Origin of the sequence: Nonomuraea helvata, from assembly GCF_039535785.1 — a bacterium.
In the GTDB taxonomy this organism is placed as follows: Bacteria; Actinomycetota; Actinomycetes; order Streptosporangiales; family Streptosporangiaceae; genus Nonomuraea; species Nonomuraea helvata.
Genome location: NZ_BAAAXV010000008.1, coordinates 348,592 through 365,504, shown reverse-complemented (window position 1 = coordinate 365,504; position 16,913 = coordinate 348,592). Strand labels below are relative to the sequence as shown.

The 16,913-nt window shown below is 70.6% G+C and carries 14 protein-coding genes; 5 read left to right on the top strand and 9 right to left on the bottom strand.

From position 1 onward, the window contains the following. Positions 1-36: 36 nt before the first annotated feature. The gene (locus ABD830_RS29135; protein WP_344994150.1) at positions 37-1,026 is read right to left on the bottom strand and encodes a LacI family DNA-binding transcriptional regulator; all 990 of its coding nucleotides are present in this window, start codon (positions 1,024-1,026) and stop codon (positions 37-39) included. 361 nt (positions 1,027-1,387) lie between these two features. Between ABD830_RS29135 and ABD830_RS29130 the strand changes: the two genes are divergently transcribed. From ABD830_RS29130 to ABD830_RS29120, 3 genes are read left to right on the top strand one after another with little or no spacing between them, the layout of a single operon-like run. Further along, positions 1,388-2,308 carry a carbohydrate ABC transporter permease gene (locus ABD830_RS29130; protein ID WP_344994147.1) on the top strand — a complete coding sequence of 307 codons (921 nt, stop codon included), beginning with the start codon at positions 1,388-1,390 and terminating at the stop codon, positions 2,306-2,308. Next, the gene (locus ABD830_RS29125; protein ID WP_344994144.1) at positions 2,305-3,219 is read left to right on the top strand and encodes a carbohydrate ABC transporter permease; all 915 of its coding nucleotides are present in this window, start codon (positions 2,305-2,307) and stop codon (positions 3,217-3,219) included. The genes ABD830_RS29130 and ABD830_RS29125 overlap by 4 nt, the downstream gene beginning before the upstream one ends. A gap of 23 nt (positions 3,220-3,242) precedes the next feature. After that, on the top strand, positions 3,243-4,607 hold the full coding sequence (locus tag ABD830_RS29120) for an ABC transporter substrate-binding protein (protein WP_344994141.1): 1,365 nt from the start codon (positions 3,243-3,245) through the stop codon (positions 4,605-4,607). Between the two features lie 48 nt (positions 4,608-4,655). Here the strand turns inward: ABD830_RS29120 and ABD830_RS29115 are convergent, their stop codons facing one another. The 7 genes from ABD830_RS29115 to ABD830_RS29085 form a co-directional block, all read right to left on the bottom strand. Next, positions 4,656-5,402, bottom strand: a complete 747-nt coding sequence (locus ABD830_RS29115) for an SAM-dependent methyltransferase (RefSeq protein WP_344994138.1) — start codon at positions 5,400-5,402, stop codon at positions 4,656-4,658. 108 nt (positions 5,403-5,510) lie between these two features. Beyond that, positions 5,511-6,845, bottom strand: coding sequence for an amidohydrolase family protein (locus ABD830_RS29110; protein ID WP_344994135.1), 1,335 nt, complete (start codon positions 6,843-6,845; stop codon positions 5,511-5,513). Then, the gene (locus tag ABD830_RS29105; protein ID WP_344994132.1) at positions 6,842-7,477 is read right to left on the bottom strand and encodes a PadR family transcriptional regulator; all 636 of its coding nucleotides are present in this window, start codon (positions 7,475-7,477) and stop codon (positions 6,842-6,844) included. The genes ABD830_RS29110 and ABD830_RS29105 overlap by 4 nt, the downstream gene beginning before the upstream one ends. Positions 7,478-7,519: 42 nt before the next feature. Next, the gene (locus tag ABD830_RS29100; protein WP_344994129.1) at positions 7,520-11,011 is read right to left on the bottom strand and encodes a protein kinase domain-containing protein; all 3,492 of its coding nucleotides are present in this window, start codon (positions 11,009-11,011) and stop codon (positions 7,520-7,522) included. A 61-nt stretch (positions 11,012-11,072) separates the two neighbouring features. Then, positions 11,073-12,470 carry an SRPBCC family protein gene (locus ABD830_RS29095; RefSeq protein ID WP_344994126.1) on the bottom strand — a complete coding sequence of 466 codons (1,398 nt, stop codon included), beginning with the start codon at positions 12,468-12,470 and terminating at the stop codon, positions 11,073-11,075. 6 nt (positions 12,471-12,476) lie between these two features. Then, entirely contained in the window at positions 12,477-12,956 is a 480-nt protein-coding gene (locus ABD830_RS29090; RefSeq protein WP_344994123.1) for a hypothetical protein, read from the bottom strand. Positions 12,957-13,133: 177 nt separating this feature from the next. Next, positions 13,134-13,370, bottom strand: coding sequence for a hypothetical protein (locus tag ABD830_RS29085; RefSeq protein ID WP_344994121.1), 237 nt, complete (start codon positions 13,368-13,370; stop codon positions 13,134-13,136). A gap of 566 nt (positions 13,371-13,936) precedes the next feature. On the opposite strand from ABD830_RS29085, the gene ABD830_RS29080 reads away from it, so the two are divergent. Together ABD830_RS29080 and ABD830_RS29075 are read left to right on the top strand one after the other, a co-directional pair. Next, positions 13,937-14,935, top strand: coding sequence for a phytoene/squalene synthase family protein (locus tag ABD830_RS29080; protein ID WP_344994119.1), 999 nt, complete (start codon positions 13,937-13,939; stop codon positions 14,933-14,935). Further along, on the top strand, positions 14,932-15,801 hold the full coding sequence (locus ABD830_RS29075; RefSeq protein ID WP_344994117.1) for a DMT family transporter: 870 nt from the start codon (positions 14,932-14,934) through the stop codon (positions 15,799-15,801). Before ABD830_RS29080 ends, ABD830_RS29075 begins: the two co-directional genes overlap by 4 nt. On the opposite strand, the gene ABD830_RS29070 is transcribed toward ABD830_RS29075, so the two are convergent. After that, positions 15,761-16,906: an MGDG synthase family glycosyltransferase gene (locus tag ABD830_RS29070; protein WP_344994115.1), complete on the bottom strand. Its 1,146-nt coding sequence runs from the start codon at positions 16,904-16,906 to the stop codon at positions 15,761-15,763. The two genes, ABD830_RS29075 and ABD830_RS29070, sit on opposite strands and share 41 nt — an antisense overlap. Positions 16,907-16,913: the final 7 nt, after the last annotated feature.

The following is a 16,913-nucleotide window of genomic DNA, read 5'->3' as shown; positions in this document are numbered from 1 at the left end:
GCGAAGGCGCCGCTCCTCCCTTCATCGGGTCGGGGGTCACGGGCGGGATGGCGGTGGGGCGGTGCTCTGCCTGACGACCAGCTCAGGGGCGACGTACGCGGTGTCGGCAGGCGCCGCGCCGGCCTCGATCTGGTCGATCATGAGCGCCACGATCCGCTCAGCCACCACGTCGAAGTCCTGCCGGACGGTGGTGAGCGGCGGGGACAGGTAGGCCGACTCCTCGATGTCGTCGAACCCGGCGATGCTGACGTCGTCGGGGATGCGGCGGCCCGCCTCGGTCATGGCCCGCATCACGCCGAGGGCCATCTGGTCGTTGGCGGCGAAGACGGCCGTCACGCCGGGCCGCCTGGCCAGGACGCGGCCGGCCTCGTATCCGCTGGCGGCGCTCCAGTCGCCGAACAGCACCCCGGGCACCGCGGCCCCTGCCTGCTTGAGCGTCGCGTGCCAGGACTCCGCCCTGCGCTTGGCGGCATAGGAGTCCTCGGGCCCGGCGACGTGCCAGACCGTCTCGTGGCCGAGGTCGAGCAGGTGACGGGTGACGAGCCGGGCGCCCTGGACCTGGTCGGTGTCGACCATGGGATGGCGGTGGCTGACGTCGCCGTCGGCCATCACGACCGGCACCCCCGGCGGCAGGCGGAGCGCCGGCGTGTCGAGGATCTGCGCCTCGATGAGCACGATGCCGTCGACCGCCTGCATCGTGAGCTGGTCGAACGCCTCGTGCACGGCCTGCTCGGTCTGCGACTCGATGGCGATCATGTTCACGGTGTAGCCGGCCCGCTGGGCCGCCTTGGTGAGGGCGTCCACGGTGCGGGCGTTGCCGAAGCTGGCGAGCCCGAAGCTGATCAGCCCCAGGGCGCGGAACTGGCCGGTGACCAGGGCGCGGGCGGCGGTGTTGGGCCGGTATCCCAGCATGCGCATCGCCGACAGGACCCGCTGGCGGGTCTCCTCCTCCACGTTGCTCCGGTTGTTGACCACCCGGGAGACGGTCTGGCTGGAGACCCCGGCCAGCGCGGCGACGTCGGCCATGGACGGCCGTCTGCGGGTGCGCCGTCCCGGCGCCGTTTCCTGTGTCGCCCCGTCCACTGTCACCTCTGCTCGTCCGATGCTCTCGGCAGATGTTTACGTAAACATGGCCCGCCCGTCAATGCAGCCCACCAAACGGGTCGAAATCGCCATGGATGTTAACTGACGGTTACCTGTTGACATGATTCAGCGGCCGGTTCAGACTACGGGACACATTCTAAATGTTTACGTAAACATTCGATCATCGTGGCTAGCCGTGCGATGTCCCTGACCACCACCGACCGCCCAGGAACGCCCACGTCCCGGACAAGGAGAGTGCAGTGCCAGTCTTCGTGGCAGCGCGAACATCGCCCAGGAGCGCGGGATGACCGCGCAGGCCGCCGAAGCCGGGCGCCCCGGCCTCGCCCGGCCGTTCCTGCGCCTGCGCGTCGCCGGCTACGCGTTCTTCCTGCCGTTCTTCGTGGTCTTCCTGGTCACGGTGGTCGCGCCGCTGGCGTACGCCATCTACCTCAGCCTCTTCCAGGACCGCCTGATCGGCGGCACGGTCTTCGCGGGCCTGGCCAACTACACGCGCGCCCTCGGCGACGCGCTGTTCGGGGCCGGGCTGCTGCGCGTGGCGCTCTTCCTGGTCGTACAGGTGCCGATCATGCTGCTCCTCGCCCTGGGATGCGCGCTCGCCATCGACAGCGGCAGGCTGCGCTGGCCGTCCCTGTTCCGCATCACGATCTTCATGCCGTACGCGGTGCCGGCCGTGGTCGCGGCCCTCATGTGGGGCTACATGTACGGCGACCAGTTCGGCCTGGTCGGCCAGATCGGCCACGCGCTCGACGTCACCGTGCCCGACCTGCTGTCGCGCTCCTGGATGCTGACCTCCATCGGCAACATGGTGACCTGGGAGTACGTCGGCTACAACATGATCATCCTGTACGCCGCGCTGCGGGCCATCCCCGAAGAGCTCTACGAGGCCGCCGAGATCGACGGGGCGGGCGCCATCCGCACCGCCTGGAGCATCAAACTGCCCGCCCTGCGCCCCGCGCTCCTCGTGGCGACGATCTTCTCGATCATCGGCAGCTTCCAGCTCTTCAACGAGCCGAACATCGTCCAGAAGCTCGCACCCGCGGTGATCAGCACGAGTTACACGCCCAACATGTACGCCTACAACCTCGCGTTCAACGGCCAGCAGATCAACTACTCGGCCGCCGTCGCCGTGGTGCTCGGCCTCGTCACCGTCGTCGTGGCGTACGCGGTGCAGCTCGTCACCGCGAGAAGGGAGAAGACGCTGTGACGGCCGTCGCCGAGGCGGGCCCCGCCGTGACCGCCCGCCACTCCCCCGCGGCCAGGCGCCGCCGGGGCAAGAGCCCCACCCTCACCGTGATCATGCTGGTGATGTTCGTGTACGCGGTCCTGCCGCTGTTCTGGCTGCTGGCCAACGCCAGCAAGAGCGGCGCGGACCTGTTCTCGACCTTCGGGCTCTGGTTCGGCGGGGACTTCCACCTGTTCGCCAACATCGGCGACACCCTGAGCTACCAGAACGGCATCTTCCTGCGCTGGTTCGGCAACACCGTGCTCTACTCCGTGGTGGGCGCGGGCGGGGCCGCCCTGCTGGCCACCATCGGCGGGTACGCCCTGGCGAAGTACGACTTCCCCGGCCGCAGGCTGCTGTTCGCGATGGTGCTCGGCGGCATCTCCATCCCGGGCACGGCCCTGGCGGTGCCGACGTACCTGCTGTTCAGCCGCGTCGGGATCGTCGACACCCCGTGGGCGGTGCTCATCCCGGCGCTGTGCAGCCCGTTCGGGCTCTACCTGATGCGGGTCTACGCGGCCGACGCGGTGCCCGACTCGATCCTGGAGTCGGCCCGCATCGACGGCGCGGGCGAGTTCCGGATCTTCCGGACCATCGCGCTGCGGCTGCTCGCCCCGGGCTTCGTCACCGTCCTGCTCTTCTCGCTGGTCGCGACGTGGAACAACTACTTCCTGCCGCTGATCGTGCTGAACACGCCGGACTGGTTCCCGCTCACCGTCGGGCTCAACCAGTGGAACGCCCAGGCCAACAGCGGCACCTCCGGCGCCGGTGACGCCACCTACCAGCTGATCCTGACCGGCAGCCTGCTGTCCATCGTGCCGTTGATCATCGCCTTCCTGGCGCTCCAGCGGTTCTGGCAGTCGGGCCTGGCCACCGGAAGCGTCAAGCAGTAACCCCCCGTGAGTGAGGAAACATCATGAGATCAATTGTGCGGACCGCAGGGGTGGCCGCGGCCCTGTCGGTGGCCCTGGCCGCGTGCGGCAGCGGCGGGTCCGGCGGGGGCGGGAGCGCCTCCGCACCGGCCGCCGCGCCGAGCGCGTCGGCGGCGGTGCAGGATGCGTTGAGCAAGCCGGCCGAGCTGACGTTCTGGACGTGGGTCACGGGGATCGAGAAGACCGTCGCCCGCTTCCAGGCGAAATATCCGAACATCAAGGTCAACGTGGTGAACGCGGGGCAGTCCGCCGACCAGTACACCAAGCTGCAGACCGCGATCAAGGCCGGTTCCGGCGCGCCTGACGTGGCGCAAATCGAGTACTTCGCGCTGCCTCAGTTCGCGCTCTCCAAGCAGGTCGTCAACCTGGCCGACTACGGCGCCGCCGCGCTGAAGGACAAGTTCGCGGCGTCGGCGTGGTCCCAGGTGGCGATCAACGGCGGCGTCTACGGCGTCCCGCAGGACACCGGCCCGATGGCGATGTTCTACCGCAAGGACATCTTCGACAAGCTGAAGATCAAGCCCCCGACGACCTGGGCGGAGTTCACCGAGGCGGCCAGGAAGATCAAGGCCGACAACCCGGATGCGTTCATCACCACGATCGACCCCGGGGACGCCGGCGGCGTGGACAGCATGATCTGGCAGGCGGGCGGCACGCCGTTCAAGACCTCGGGCGAGAGCTCGGTCAGCGTCACGCTCGCCTCCGACCCCGGCGTCAAGCAGTGGGTGAGCACCTTCAGCACCCTGCTGAGCGAGAAGCTGGTCGACCCGCAGCCCGGCTGGACGGACGAGTGGTGGAAGGGCATGGGCTCCGGCAAGTACGTGACCTGGCTCACCGGCGCCTGGGCCCCGAACGGCATCGTGAACTCCATCCCCAAGACGAAGGGCAAGTGGGCGGTCGCCCCGATGCCCCAGTACGACGCGGCCAAGCCGATGAACGCCGAGAACGGCGGCTCCTCGGTGGCGGTCATCCCGCAGAGCAAGAACATCCCGGCCGCCGTCGCCTTCGCCGAGTGGCTGAACTCCGACCCGGAGGCCGTCAAGTCGCTGAACACCGAGGCCGGGCTCTTCCCTGCCACGAAGGTGCTGCTCGACGACCCGGCGTTCCGCGACGCGCCGCTGGACTTCTTCGGCGGCCAGAAGATCAACCAGGTCCTGGGCGACGCCTCGACCGCCGTCCGCCCCGGCTGGCAGTACCTGCCGTTCCAGGTGTACGCCAACAGCATCTTCAAGGACACCGTGGGCCAGGCCATCGACGGCGGCGGCGACCTGTCCGCGGCGCTGAAGTCCTGGCAGGACCGCATCACCGCCTTCGGCACCGAGCAGGGCTTCACCCTCAGCGGCGGCTGACCCCCGACCGGCCCCGGTCGACGTGAACCGGGGCCGGAACGGAGAACGTCAGCGCTTCATGAGCGCGAACACGCCCCAGCCGAGCAGGCGCCGCTCGTACCTGGTGTAGCGCAGCGGCACGGTCGACAGTTCGTCCCTGAGCTCAGGGGCGAGCTCGTCGTCGGGGTTGGCGTCCAGCCAGGTACGGACGTTCAGCCACTGGGCGGCGCGGTAACGGTCATAGCTGTCCTCGTCGGCCAGGACCATCTCGACGAGGTCGTAGCCGAGGCCGGCGAAGAGCTCGACGAGCCCGGGCAGCGTCGCGAAGTCGTCACGGGATCGGGCGTGACAGGCTTCGACGGCTTCCTGGCTGGGCGGCTCGGCCCGCCAGAAGGGCTCGCCGATCAGCATCAAGCCGCCGGGGCGCAGGCTGCGCTCCAGCAGCGCGACGGTCCCGGGGACGCCCTGGCCGATCCAGGTCGCCCCGACGCACGCCGCCACGTCCACCGGCTCGCCCGCCACGTGGCTGGCGGCGTCGCCGTGCACGAAGGTCACCTGGTCGGTGACGCCGAGCTCGGCGGCGCGCTCGCGCGCGGCGGCCAGGAAGACCGTGCTGATGTCCACGCCGGTGCCGGTGACGCCGTGGTCGCGGGCCCAGGTGGACAGCATCTCGCCCTTGCCGCAGCAGAGATCGAGCACGGAAGCGCCCTTGCGCAGCCCGATGGCGGCGCCCAGCGTGGCGAGCTTGCCCGGGGTGAACGGGTTGAGGATCCGGTGGCTGCTCTCCCGGATGGTGAAACTACGTGGCAGATCCAAGGGATGGAGTCCTTACATGTGATGACGGGTTTACCGAGGTGGACTGGTAACGAACGCCATCGACACGCATAAAGCAACTCCTCCGTCACGAGATGATGTTCGGCGACGTTACCCCTTGCCCGGGTGGGCGGCAACTGAATTTCCCGCGTGCCGATGCAGCCGGGCGGCCGCGTCTCGTGCCAGGTCACGTAGCCCGGGCAGGTCGGCCAGGAGGCGGCCGTCGCGCTTTCGCGCGACGCCTCCGACGAGCACCGTGTCGACGGTGGAGACGTCGGCGTTGGCCACCACCACGCCGACGGGGTCGCCGGCCGGCATCGTGTTGATCTGGTCCGTCCGTACCGTCACCAGGTCGGCGCGCTTGCCCGGGGTGAGCGAGCCGGTGATGTCACCCAGCCCGCAGGCGGCGGCGCCGCCCGCCGTCGCGAAGCGCAGCACGTCACGGGCGGTCAGGCCCGGCCGGTAGGGCGCGTCGGGGTCGTCGGGCACCGTCTCCGCGCGGGCCTGGCTGAACGCGGCGCGCATCTGCGAGAACATGTCGCCGGGCCCGCTGCTGACCACGTCCGCCCCGAGCGAGGGAAGCAGCCCCTGCGCCAGAGCGCGGGCGATCACGGGGCGGCCGTGGCCCATGACCATCTCCACGTACGGCGAGACCGACACGTGGCCGCCACTGTCGGCGATGAGCTTCAGCTCCGCGTCGGTGGCGATCGTGCAGTGCGAGTACACCGTTCCCGCCCGCAGCAGCCCCCGGGCGTTCAGCTCCTCGATCGTGTGCGAGGCGGGCCAGGCGCCGGCCGAGCGGACGCACGCGTGCAGGGTGGCCGGGACGTCCAGCTCGGCGGCCAGCGCCCAGTCGGACTCCCCGTACGGCGCGCCGAAGGCGATGCCGAAGGTGAGCAGCCGGTCGTCCTGCCGGGGGCGTAACAGCTCCCGTACGTACTCCGCCTGCTCAGGGGAGCCCCACGGGCGTCGCACGCCGAAGACCGAGCCGTGCGCGTAGAGCGCCCTGATGCCTGTTTCGCGCAGCGCGCGGATGCCTGCCTCGGCATGCTCGAGCGTGGGGTTGAGATGGGCGTAGTCCAGCACCGTGGTGATGCCGGCGTTCAGCGCCTCCCAGGCCCCGAGCAGCGTGCCCGCGTAGACGTCCTGCGGCTGGACGGCGAACGGGAGCGAGCCCTGCACCGTCTGCTGGTAGCCGCCCAGGGTCTCGTCCGCCTGGGTGCCGCGCAGAACGGTCATCCACAGGTGCCGGTGCGTGTCGACGAAGCCCGGAAGGACGACGGTGTCGCGGGCGTCGATGACCTCGTCCGCGCCCGCCGGGTCGAGGCCCGGTTCGACGGCGGCGATGAGGTCGTCCTCGATCAGGATGTCGCAGCCGGGGCGATCGCCCACGGCGTCGTCCATCGAGACGACGTGGCCGCCTCGCACCAGGATCCGGTGGGTCATGCGCTGTCTCCTTCGGGGGTGTCCGGCCGGGCGCTCCGGCCAGGGTGGCGGTCCGGGTGGCGGTCCGGGTGGCGGTCCGGGTGGCGGTCGTCGTCGGCGATGAGCTTCGGCAGCCGCCGCAGGACCTCGTCGTGCCAGGCGACCTCCGTCTCCAGCCGCGCGAGCGTGTGCTGGAACGTCATGCGTTCCAGGTCGGTGAGGTAGGCGTCCACCTCCTCGCGCATGTTCCGCATGGCCTGCAGTTGCGTGGCGTACGCCTCGCGCCGGTTCCGCAGGACGCCGCCGAGCGTCTGCTCGGCCATGTCGCCGGTGAACAGCAGCGCGAGATCGGCCGGGTCAGGCGGCAGGGACACCCGGCGCAGCGCCTCGTCCCGCTGGGCGTGCAGCTCCCGCCGGCCCTCCTCGGTGATGCCGTAGACCGTCCGTGCGGGCATCCTGCCCTCCTGCTCGGTGCGGACGGCCTCGATCAGGCCCTCGCCCTCCATCCGGTGCAGCGCGCCGTACAGCGATCCGGGTTTGACGTCGGCCCACATGTCGGTCCGGTCGATCTGCGCGGCTCGGCGGATCTGGTGCCCGTGCATGGGCCCCTTGCGCGCGAGCATCCCCAGCACGAAAAGCCGTGAACTGTTCACCCGACTACTCAAACACGAGTAGTCTCGTGAGAGCAACCCCGGTTATGCGCACACGTTCCGGTAGGGCACGTCCGCGAGGTACCGGTTCCACTCAGCGGGCGAGAGCGTGCGGCCGGCCCGCGCGCACACCTTCCCGGCCACGAGCGCGTCGCCGACAGGCACCTCGTACACGACGCCGGCCTTCAGGCCGGCCTGCGTGCCCACGTACAGGACGCTCCCGTCGGCGCTGAAGGCCATGGAGGATGGGTCGAACTCGCCCGCCGCGTACGAGTTGCCCAGTCTGCGCCTGGCCTGGACGTCCCAGAGTTCGAGCACGCCCCCGTCGGTGACGGTAGCGAGCGTCCTGCCGTCCGGCGAGAATTCCAGGGCGGCGATGGCGCCGACGGCGCGGGGCAGAGCGGGAGGCAGGGCGTCCGGTGCGGCCGGGTCCTTGACGTCCCATAGGCGGATCCTGTGGCTGGCTGACTCGTGGACGGCCATGAGCCCGTCGCGGCTGATGGCCAGCGCGTTGGTCTCGCCGAACCCGGCGCCGACGGGCTTGCCGGTCATCAGGTCCACGAGCCTGCCGTCGAGCGAGGCGAACACCTGTCGTCCCGGGATGAAGGGTCCGTCGGTGATCCGGGTCTTGTACAAGGCCACCACATGGCCGTCGGCGACGTCCAGCACCAACTCTTCGACCTGCGCGTTCTGGCCGTAGTGAAGGGTCATGGCGAGCCGGCGCCCGTCGGTGCTGAAGTGGGCGAATAGAGGAGTGTAGTAGCCGCGGCTCGCCCGCCGCGACCACAGCTTCTTACCGGTGCCGAGATCCCAAAGGGTGACCGTTTCCTCGCCCACGGTGACGAGCTTGGTGCCGACGTCATCGAAGTTCTCACTGAGGTCGTCTTCCTCCGCGAGAGGTATGCGGCGCACCTCCTTGTGCGTCCGGAGGTCGAACACGCTCAGGGCGGAGCTGTTCTTCCTGGCCAGCGCCCAGCGGCCGTCGCGGCTGAGTTGCGGAGTGTCGGGCAAGGCGACAGCCGGGATGCGGGGCTCGAGGTCCACGCTGATGACGGTGTCGTCGACGAGGTAGCGCAGTGTCCTGCCGTCGGGGTCGAAGCGGACGTCGCCGAGATCGCCCTCTGCACGGTAGCGCAGGATTTCCGTCTGGTCGCCGATCCGCAGGACCTCCACATCGCGGCCTTTGAAGCCGGCGATGTAGAGACCGTCGGCGCTGAACCTGAGCCGTGCGAATTCGTCGCAGAGATCGCAGTTCAGCACCTCCTTCAGCGCGCGCTTGCGCCCGGTGACCGCGTCCAGGAGCACGATGTCCCCGGCGGCGTCGACGCAGGCCAGGGTCTTGCCGTCCTGGCTGTACGCCGCCAGCACGTGGCTCTTCACGCAGGCCGGGAAGGGGCGCTCGACCGTCCAGCCGGGCAGGGCGAGCTGGTCGAAGCGGTGGCCGGGCAGCAGCAGGTGCCTGCCGGTCAGGTCCACGAGCGGCGCGGGGGTCTGCGCCCACGTTCGGTTCTCATAGACGAACCGGCCGAACCGCTTGCCGGTGCTCACGTCAATGAGAAAAGGGACGTCCTCGGCGACAGTGACCACGAGCGTCGTCTCGTGCTCGCCGAACACTACGCCGTAGCCACCGTTCCCGGTCGCCGGCAGAGGCATCCGCACCAGCGACTTACCGGTCTTCAGATCCCATACCCCGAGCTCGTCCGTGGTGGTCTGGGCGAGCAGGCGCCCGCTGCGGCTCAGCGCGGGATTCTGGAGGGTCATCCCTTTCAGGGTCATCTTGGGCCAGCTCGCCGTCCGCCTGCCGGTGCGCACGTCGTACACGTTGACGCCGCCCTCACTGAAGCTGACGAGCGTGCGCCCGTCGCGGCTCAGCACCCGCCGGCTCACGCCCTTGACCGGTGGATCGCGGAAGACGGCCGTCTCCCGCTGCTGGAGCGAGCCCATCAGGCTGGAGCGCGCCTCCGGCTGCGGCGACACCCGGTAGGCGGCCACGCTGAGCAGCATGGCGAGGGTCGGATCGGCCGTACGCAGGCGGTCGGCCTCGGCCGCGACCTGCTTGGCGGTCAGGATGTCGAGCCGCTCGACGGCCTGACCGCGCTGCCACACGGCCACCCCGCCCGCCGCCAGCGCCACCACCAGCAGCCCCGCCAGCGCCGAGGTGACCAGTGTCCTGCGCCGGCCGCGCTTCTTGGTCAGCTCGGTGCCCGCGCGCAGGAAATCGCGTTCGAACGGGGTCAGCGTCAGGTGCCTGCGGCCGGTCGCCGCCCAGCTCAGCGCGTCCTCCAGGCGGCTGCCCTGCAGCACGTCGCCGTCGCGCCGCCCGTGCTCGTCCCAGTGCCGCGCCGCCGCGTTGATCTCGCCCAGCACGGCCAGTCCGGTGCGGTCGGCCTCCACCCACATGCGCAGGCGTGGCCAGGCCCGCAGCAGCCCTGGGCGCGACAGGACGATCGAGTCGTCCTTGACGGCGACCACGTACGAGAACGCATCCAGGACGCGCCGGACGGCCGCCGCCTCCGGTTCGGGGCGGCCGCCGAACAGCTCCTCGGGGGCGGCCCGGCGCAGCGTCTCCTGGCCGTCGGCGTTCACCGCGACCAGCCGCAGGAACACCTCGGCCGCCAGGTCGCGCTCCTCGGGGCCGAGCGCGCCGTAGGCGTCCTCGGCGATCGTGCCCAGCGCGGGATCACCCTGGTCGGGCCCCCGCACCCCCTCGGCGCTGCGGATCCCGGCCGCCAGCAGCCCGCGCGTGTCGGACCCGTCGCCGCTGACCAGCGCCAGCAGCAGGTCGCGGGCGCTGGGCCGCACCGACGGGTCCTTCTCCATCGCGGCCTCGACCAGCGCGGCCAGCCGGGGCGGCAGAGCGCTCAGGTCGGGATGGTGGGTCAGCACGCGGTGCATGACGCCGCCCAGGTTCTCGCCGCCGAACGGGTCGGACCCGGTGGCCGCGAACACCATGATCGCGCCCCACGCGAACACATCGGCCGCCGCGCCCGCGCGCTGCCCGGTCAGCACCTCCGGCGCCATGTAGGTGGGGGTTCCCGCCAGCTCGCCGGTCCTGGTCAGCGACATGTCCAGGGTTCTGGCGATGCCGAAGTCGATCACGCGTGGCCCGTCGGGGCCGAGCAGCACGTTGTCCGGCTTGAGGTCGCGGTGGACGACGCCCGCCTCGTGGATCGCGGTGAGCGCCGTGGCCACCGCCGTCGCCAGCCGGTGCAGGTCGTCCCCGGTGAAGCGCCGACCGTCCCGTACGGCCTCGCGCAGGCTCGGACCTGGGACGTACTCCGAGACCAGGTACGGCTTGCCGCCGTCAAGCTCGGCGGCCAGCAGCCGGGCGGTGCAGAACGAGGCCACCTGCCCCGCCGCGGCCGCCTCCTTGGCGAAGCGCCCGCGATCGCCGGCCGCGTGCAGCACCTTCACCGCCACCCGGCGGCCCTCGGGGTCGTAGGCGTCGTACACGACGCCCTGACCTCCCGCGCCCAGACGCCCGGCCAGCCAGTACTCCCCGATGCGCTGCGGATCCCCCGCGATCAACGCCTCCACGGCGGATTAGATGCAGCCGGCCGCGTCAAAGTTGCCCTGTTGTGCCAGGTGGCTGCCGCGCCTACTCCGTCTCGCGGCGGCGGCGGGCGGGGCGCTGTCCGGAAGGTGCCCGGCGCGTCTGGCCTCTGGTGGGGCGGCGCGCGGCGACCGGCTCCTCCTCGGGCTCCTCTTCCTCCTCGTACTCTTCCTCTTCGGCCCGTCGAGGCTCTTCCTCCTCTTCGGGCTCTTCTTCCTCTTCCTCCTCCTCAGGCTCCTCCTCTTCTTCCTCCTCCTCTTCTTCCTCCTCCTCGGGCTCTTCCTCTTCGGCCCGTTCGCGCTCCTCCTCTTCGGCCCGCTCGGGCTCTTCCTCCTCGTACTCTTCCTCTTCCGGCCGCTCTTCCTCCTCCTCGGCCTGCCTGGAGCGCTCCTCCTCCATCGCCGTCTCGTGGTCCTTGACGACCTGGCTGTCGCGGATCTCGCCGCGCCAGCCCTCGCCGACGTCGTCGGGATGCAGCAGAAGGTGCGACATCACGTGCCGCCTGAAGTGCTTGAGCTCCAGCCTCGCCCGCCTCCCCTGGGCGCGCCACAGGTTGCCGGTGCGCTCGAAGAGCCCCTGCGGGTGGTACTCCAGCACCACCAGGACACGGGTCAGGTCGTCGGTGAGCGCATGGAACGTCACGGCGCCGTCGACGTAGCCCTTGGCGCCCTCGGACCGCCAGATGATGTGCTGGTCCGGGAGCTGCTCGACGATGGTGGACTTCCAGGTCCGGTGGGACCAGAAGACCTGGGCCTTCCAGGAGACCTTCTCGTCGCTCTCCTGGTTGACCGTCTCCACCTTCTTCATGAAGGTCGGGAAGTCCTGGAACTGGGTCCACTGGTCGTACACCAGGCGGCGTGGGGCGCCGATGTCGATCGTCTCGACGATGTTGACGATCTTCAGTTTGCCGCCCTTACCACCGCCCTTGCCGGTGATCTTCTGCCAGAGCCCCTTCACGCCTGCCTTCAGCCCGCCGGTGACACCGCCCTTGAGCCCGCCTTTGAGCCCGCCCTTGAGGGCGCCGCCCAGCACGCCGCCGGGGTTCTCCGAGCCGGTGACCGCGCTGAGGAGGCTCTTGCCCCCGTTCTCCGCGTAGTCGGTCAGCCGGTCGGTGAGGTCCTCGACCTTCTCCTCCGCGGTCTCGATCAAGCGCTCACTCAACGCCTGGAGCAGGTTCTGGGCCTCCTGGACGAGCCGGTGAGTCGGCAGGCCCTCGATGATCGCGCCCCCGGCCTTCTTGACCGTCTCCGCCGCCGCACCGGCCGCTCCTTGACCGGCGCTCCTGGCTGCGTCGGCCGCTCCTTGACCGGCGCTCCTCGCCGTACCGGCCGCTCCTTGACCGGCACTCTTGGCCGTGCCCGCGACGCTCCTGGCCGTTCCCGTCACCGCTCGCCCGGTTCCCCGGACCGCCTGACCGGCCCGGCCGGCTCTCGTCTCAGTCACCCGAACTCACCTCCGCGACTGGCCGGCTCCTCGCACAGGACGGGCTCGCCGCTGCACCCTCCGAGGCGGGAGCTCCTCCTCTTCCTCGTAGTCCTCGCCCTCGTCCTCGTAATCCAGGTCCTCGTAGTCTTCTTCCTCCTCCCTGGCGGGCCTGCGGGTCTCCTGCGCCGTCCCCTGCGTACGCAGAGACTCGGCGCGTTCGTGCAGCCTGTTGCTCAGAGAGTCGATCTGCCTGCTGGTCGCCGCCACCGCCGCCGCCTTGCCGACCTCCATCAGGTCCCCGCGGAGGCGGTCGGTGATCTCACCGATCTCAGCGGAGGAGCGCAGGGCCTTGAGCCCCTGCCCCAGCAGGCCACCGCCCTCGGCCATGCGCGCGCGACCCATCAGCCCTGCCAGCGCCAGCGCCGCGGCCATGCGCAACTTGCGGCGCCGTCCGAGGTAGTAGCCCGCGAGCACGGCAAAGGCTATCCGTGACGTGTTCGACATGATCAGTGCTCCTTGTTCTCGAAGCCTGTTGCCGTGGCCGAGGCACTTGCCGGTGGGCTGCCCTCAAACAGGACAAAGAACCCGATACCGGCGAAAGTTGCTCAGACTTTGAGCGGCAGAGACCAGAGATTTGCGGTCATGGTCGCGGCGCCGGCGCCCTCACCTGCCGCACACCGCTCAGGCCGCCTCCGCGGCCTCTCCCACCTCCCGCAGGACGGCGAAGCGGTGCTGGCCGGCCAGGAAATGGCCGATGGCGACGATGCCCACGACGGGCCATTCGACGATCTCCAGCACGCCCAGCGCGAGGAGTGCCGCGTAGAAGGCGAGATGCTCGGGCTCCGGCAGAGTGATCGTGCCGAGCACGGGCAGCGCGACCTGGGGCCGGTGCTCGACGGTGGTGGGCCTGACGACCATGGTGCCGCTCCTTCGATCGACGACTCCCCGTCCGACTGCCCCCCGGCGGATCCGGTAACTCGCGACGGGGTAAAGCTTCGAGGAGCGGTCACTCCTTGAGCCGGTGGGGCGGTGCGCCGCCCGATCATGACTGATTGCTACTATCCGTGTTGTTCGGGTTACTGTCCCGGACAGATCACGACGACTCCCCCCGAGTACCTCTCAAGGGGGGACGAGATGACAGACATGGAGCATCCACCGCCTTGCTCTTCCGTCATAGAGGCATGGATCGGTCAGGTTCTCCTGCTCGCCGGCGTGAGACCGCTCACTGACGCATCGCTCCCGTGCCCGCGGCAGACTCCGCCGAAGCCGCCGCTGTCCCGCGCCCGGTCCGACGAGCCTTGAAAGACCGGCTCCGAACCGGGAGAAGCACGAAATTCCCGGCCAAGAAAGAAAAGGACGCCGCCCGTGCCGGCCTGATTCTTCAGCCGCACGTAAATTAGTCGCCCTGTCCTGGCCTGACCGCCCGCATCAGGCCGTTCTCCGAGTTTATTGCCGTGACATAACGGACAGCCATCACTCATGCCATGGGGGAAAAGACGCAAGCGGCCGATGCGGCCATGATGTTCGCCCGCGCCGCAAATCTCTGGCGACGACATGGCCGCGTCTCCGCGCGGGAAGGAGGCGGAGCCTCGGACGTCGATGAGGCGTACCGGCACTGCGAGCAGATCATGCGCAGTCAGGCCCGTAACTTCTCGTACGGTCTGCGGCTGCTGCCGGCCCCCAAGCGGCGCGCGCTGAGCGCCGTCTACGCGCTGGCCCGCAGGATCGACGACATCGCCGACGGGGACGGCCCGGCCGGGCAGCGGCTGGAGCGCCTCGACAGGGTTCGCGAGCTGCTCGACGGGACCGCGCCCACGGCGCACGACCTCGTGCTGGTGGCGCTGCTGGAGGCCGCCGACCGCTATCCGATCCCGCTGGCGGCCTTCGCCGACCTGGTCGACGGTTGCGCCGCCGACGTGCGCGGCAGGACCTACCTGACGTTCGCGGACCTGGAAGGCTACTGCCGGTGCGTCGCCGGATCGATCGGGCGGCTCTCGCTGGGCGTGTTCGGCTCGGACGACGTCGAGGCGGCCACGCCGCTCGCGGACGCACTCGGCGTGGCCCTGCAGATCACCAACATCCTCCGCGACCTGCGGGAGGACCGCCTGGCCGGGCGGATCTACCTGCCCGCCCAGGACCTCGAGCGGTTCGGCTGCACCCTGGACGTCGACCCGTCCGGCCGGTTCCGCGACCCGCCGGAGCGCCTGGCCGGCCTCGTCCGGTTCGAGGCGGACCGGGCACGTGACTGGTTCACCACCGGGATGCGCCTGCTGCCCATGCTGGACGCGCGGAGCGCCGCCTGCACGGCGACCATGGCCGGCATCTACCGGTGCTTGCTCGACCGCATCACCGCCGACCCCAGACGGGCGCTGAACGCCCGGCTGTCCCTGACGACGAGGGAGAAGTCCATGGTCGCGGTGCACGCCCTCACCCAGGTCCGGCGGGTGAGAGAACGTCCGGCCGATCGGACCGGATCCCCTTGATCACTGCCGCGCTGCTCGCGGTGCTCGCGGCGCTGTCCAACGCCGTCGCGTCGGTTCTGCAGCGACGCGCGGCCCGGTCGGTGCCGCCGGAGCTGGGGTTGCGGCTGGGCCTGATCTGGGCGCTGCTCCGGCATCCGGTGTGGCTGTGGGGCATCGTGGCGCTGATCGCGGGCTTCGTCTTCCAGGCGGCCGCGCTGTCGATGGGCGGCATCGCCCTGGTCCAGCCGGTCCTGGTCGTCGAGCTGCCGTTCACCATGATCATTCTGTCGGGGGCGTTCGGCACGGTCCTGGACAGGCGGTCGTGGCTGGCGATCGGCGCGCTGTCGGCCGGGCTGGCGACGTTCCTCACGGCGGCGGCTCCCGGCACCGGCCGGTGGTCGCCCGACGCGACCCGATGGATCGTCGCCACCGTCGTGACCGCGGGCACCATCGCCGTGCTGGTGGCGGCGGCGTCCCTGACCAGGAGTGCCGTCCGTCCCGCGGCGCTGGGCGTGGCGGGAGGACTCGGCTTCGCCTTCACGGCCACGCTCATCAAGGAGTGCACGTCGATCGCGCAGGAGGACCTCGGCGCGCTGCTGGTGTCCTGGCCGCTGTACGCGATGGTGGCGGCGGGCCTGTGCAGCCTGTTCCTGCTGCAGAACGCCCTGCACAGCGGCTCGCTGGTGGTCGCTCAGCCGGCGCTGACCATCAGCGACCCCATAGCGGGCATCCTGTACGGCGCGCTGATGTTCGGTGAGCCGATCCGCACCGGCCCGTGGATCGTGTACGAGGTGGCGGGCATCGGGCTCATGGTCTTCGGCGTCATCGAGCTGACCAGGTCGCCGCTCATCCAGGGCCAGGGCGTGACCACCCCGACAGGGAAATGAGACCGGCCTGCACCGGCATCGAGGAGAACAGCGCGGACGCCCGGTCCGTCTGGCGCTTGCGCGACCGCGCGTCCTCGAGGAGGTCCAGCACCGCCAGCAGCGCCGGCGTGGTGCGGGTGTGCAGGCTCACCCCGGCCCTGGCCATCGCCCGCGCGCCGTCGCGGCCGTGACCGGGGATCGGCCGGTGGACGATGACCGGCAGTCCCGCCGCGAAAGCCTCCTCGCAGGTCAGCCCGGCGCCGTTGTCGACCAGCGCGTACGCGGCCGCCATGAGTTCCGGCACGTCGTCGCGCCAGCCGAGCGCGGGGCCCAGCCCGGCCTCCCGCAGCCGCCGCCGCAGGCCGGCGTTGCCGCCGCACAGGACGACCGGCGTGTACCGCCCCGACCCCGCCAGGGCGCGCGCGGTCGCGACGATCTCCCCGACCCCCCATGACCCTCCCGACACCAGCACGAGCCGGGCGCCGGGGTCCACGCCGAGGCCGGCGGCCACCTCTCCGGGATCGGCCACCGCCCGCGCGAACTCGGGGCGTACGACCGGAGCGCAGCGGAGCACGGGCCGGCGGGTCAGGGCGGCGACCTGCCCGACGATGCCGGGGTTCGGGCACAGGTACCGGTCGTTGCCGCGATGGACCCAGAGCCGGTGCACCGCGAAGTCCGTGACCAGGACCGTGCTCGGGCAGGGCAGCGCGCCGCGCTCGCGCAGCCGTCCCGTGAGCTGCGCGGCCAGATGGAAGGTCGAGACGACCTCGTCGGGCTGGCGGGAGGCGACGAGCCTGCGCAGGCGGGAGGCGGCGAGCACCGTGAGCGGAGACGTCGCCGGCGCCCGTTTGCCGACGAAGAAGACCTGGTAGATGAGTTCGTAGAGCCAGGGGGCGCGCAGGATCATCCAGCGGTACCCGCAGCGCAGCGCCGATCCCAGCCGGAGCGGGAAGAGGCGGAGGACATCGATGATCTCTGAATCCGCATTCTCGGCGGCGAGCCGGGCGGCCAGCTCGGCGGCCACGCCGTCATGGCCGGTGCCCATCGACGCGCTGAGGATGAGCACTCGCCGCGCCGTGCCCTCCGGCGACCTCCCCTGCCGCACGAAGGGGAAGCGGCGGTTCATGACCGGA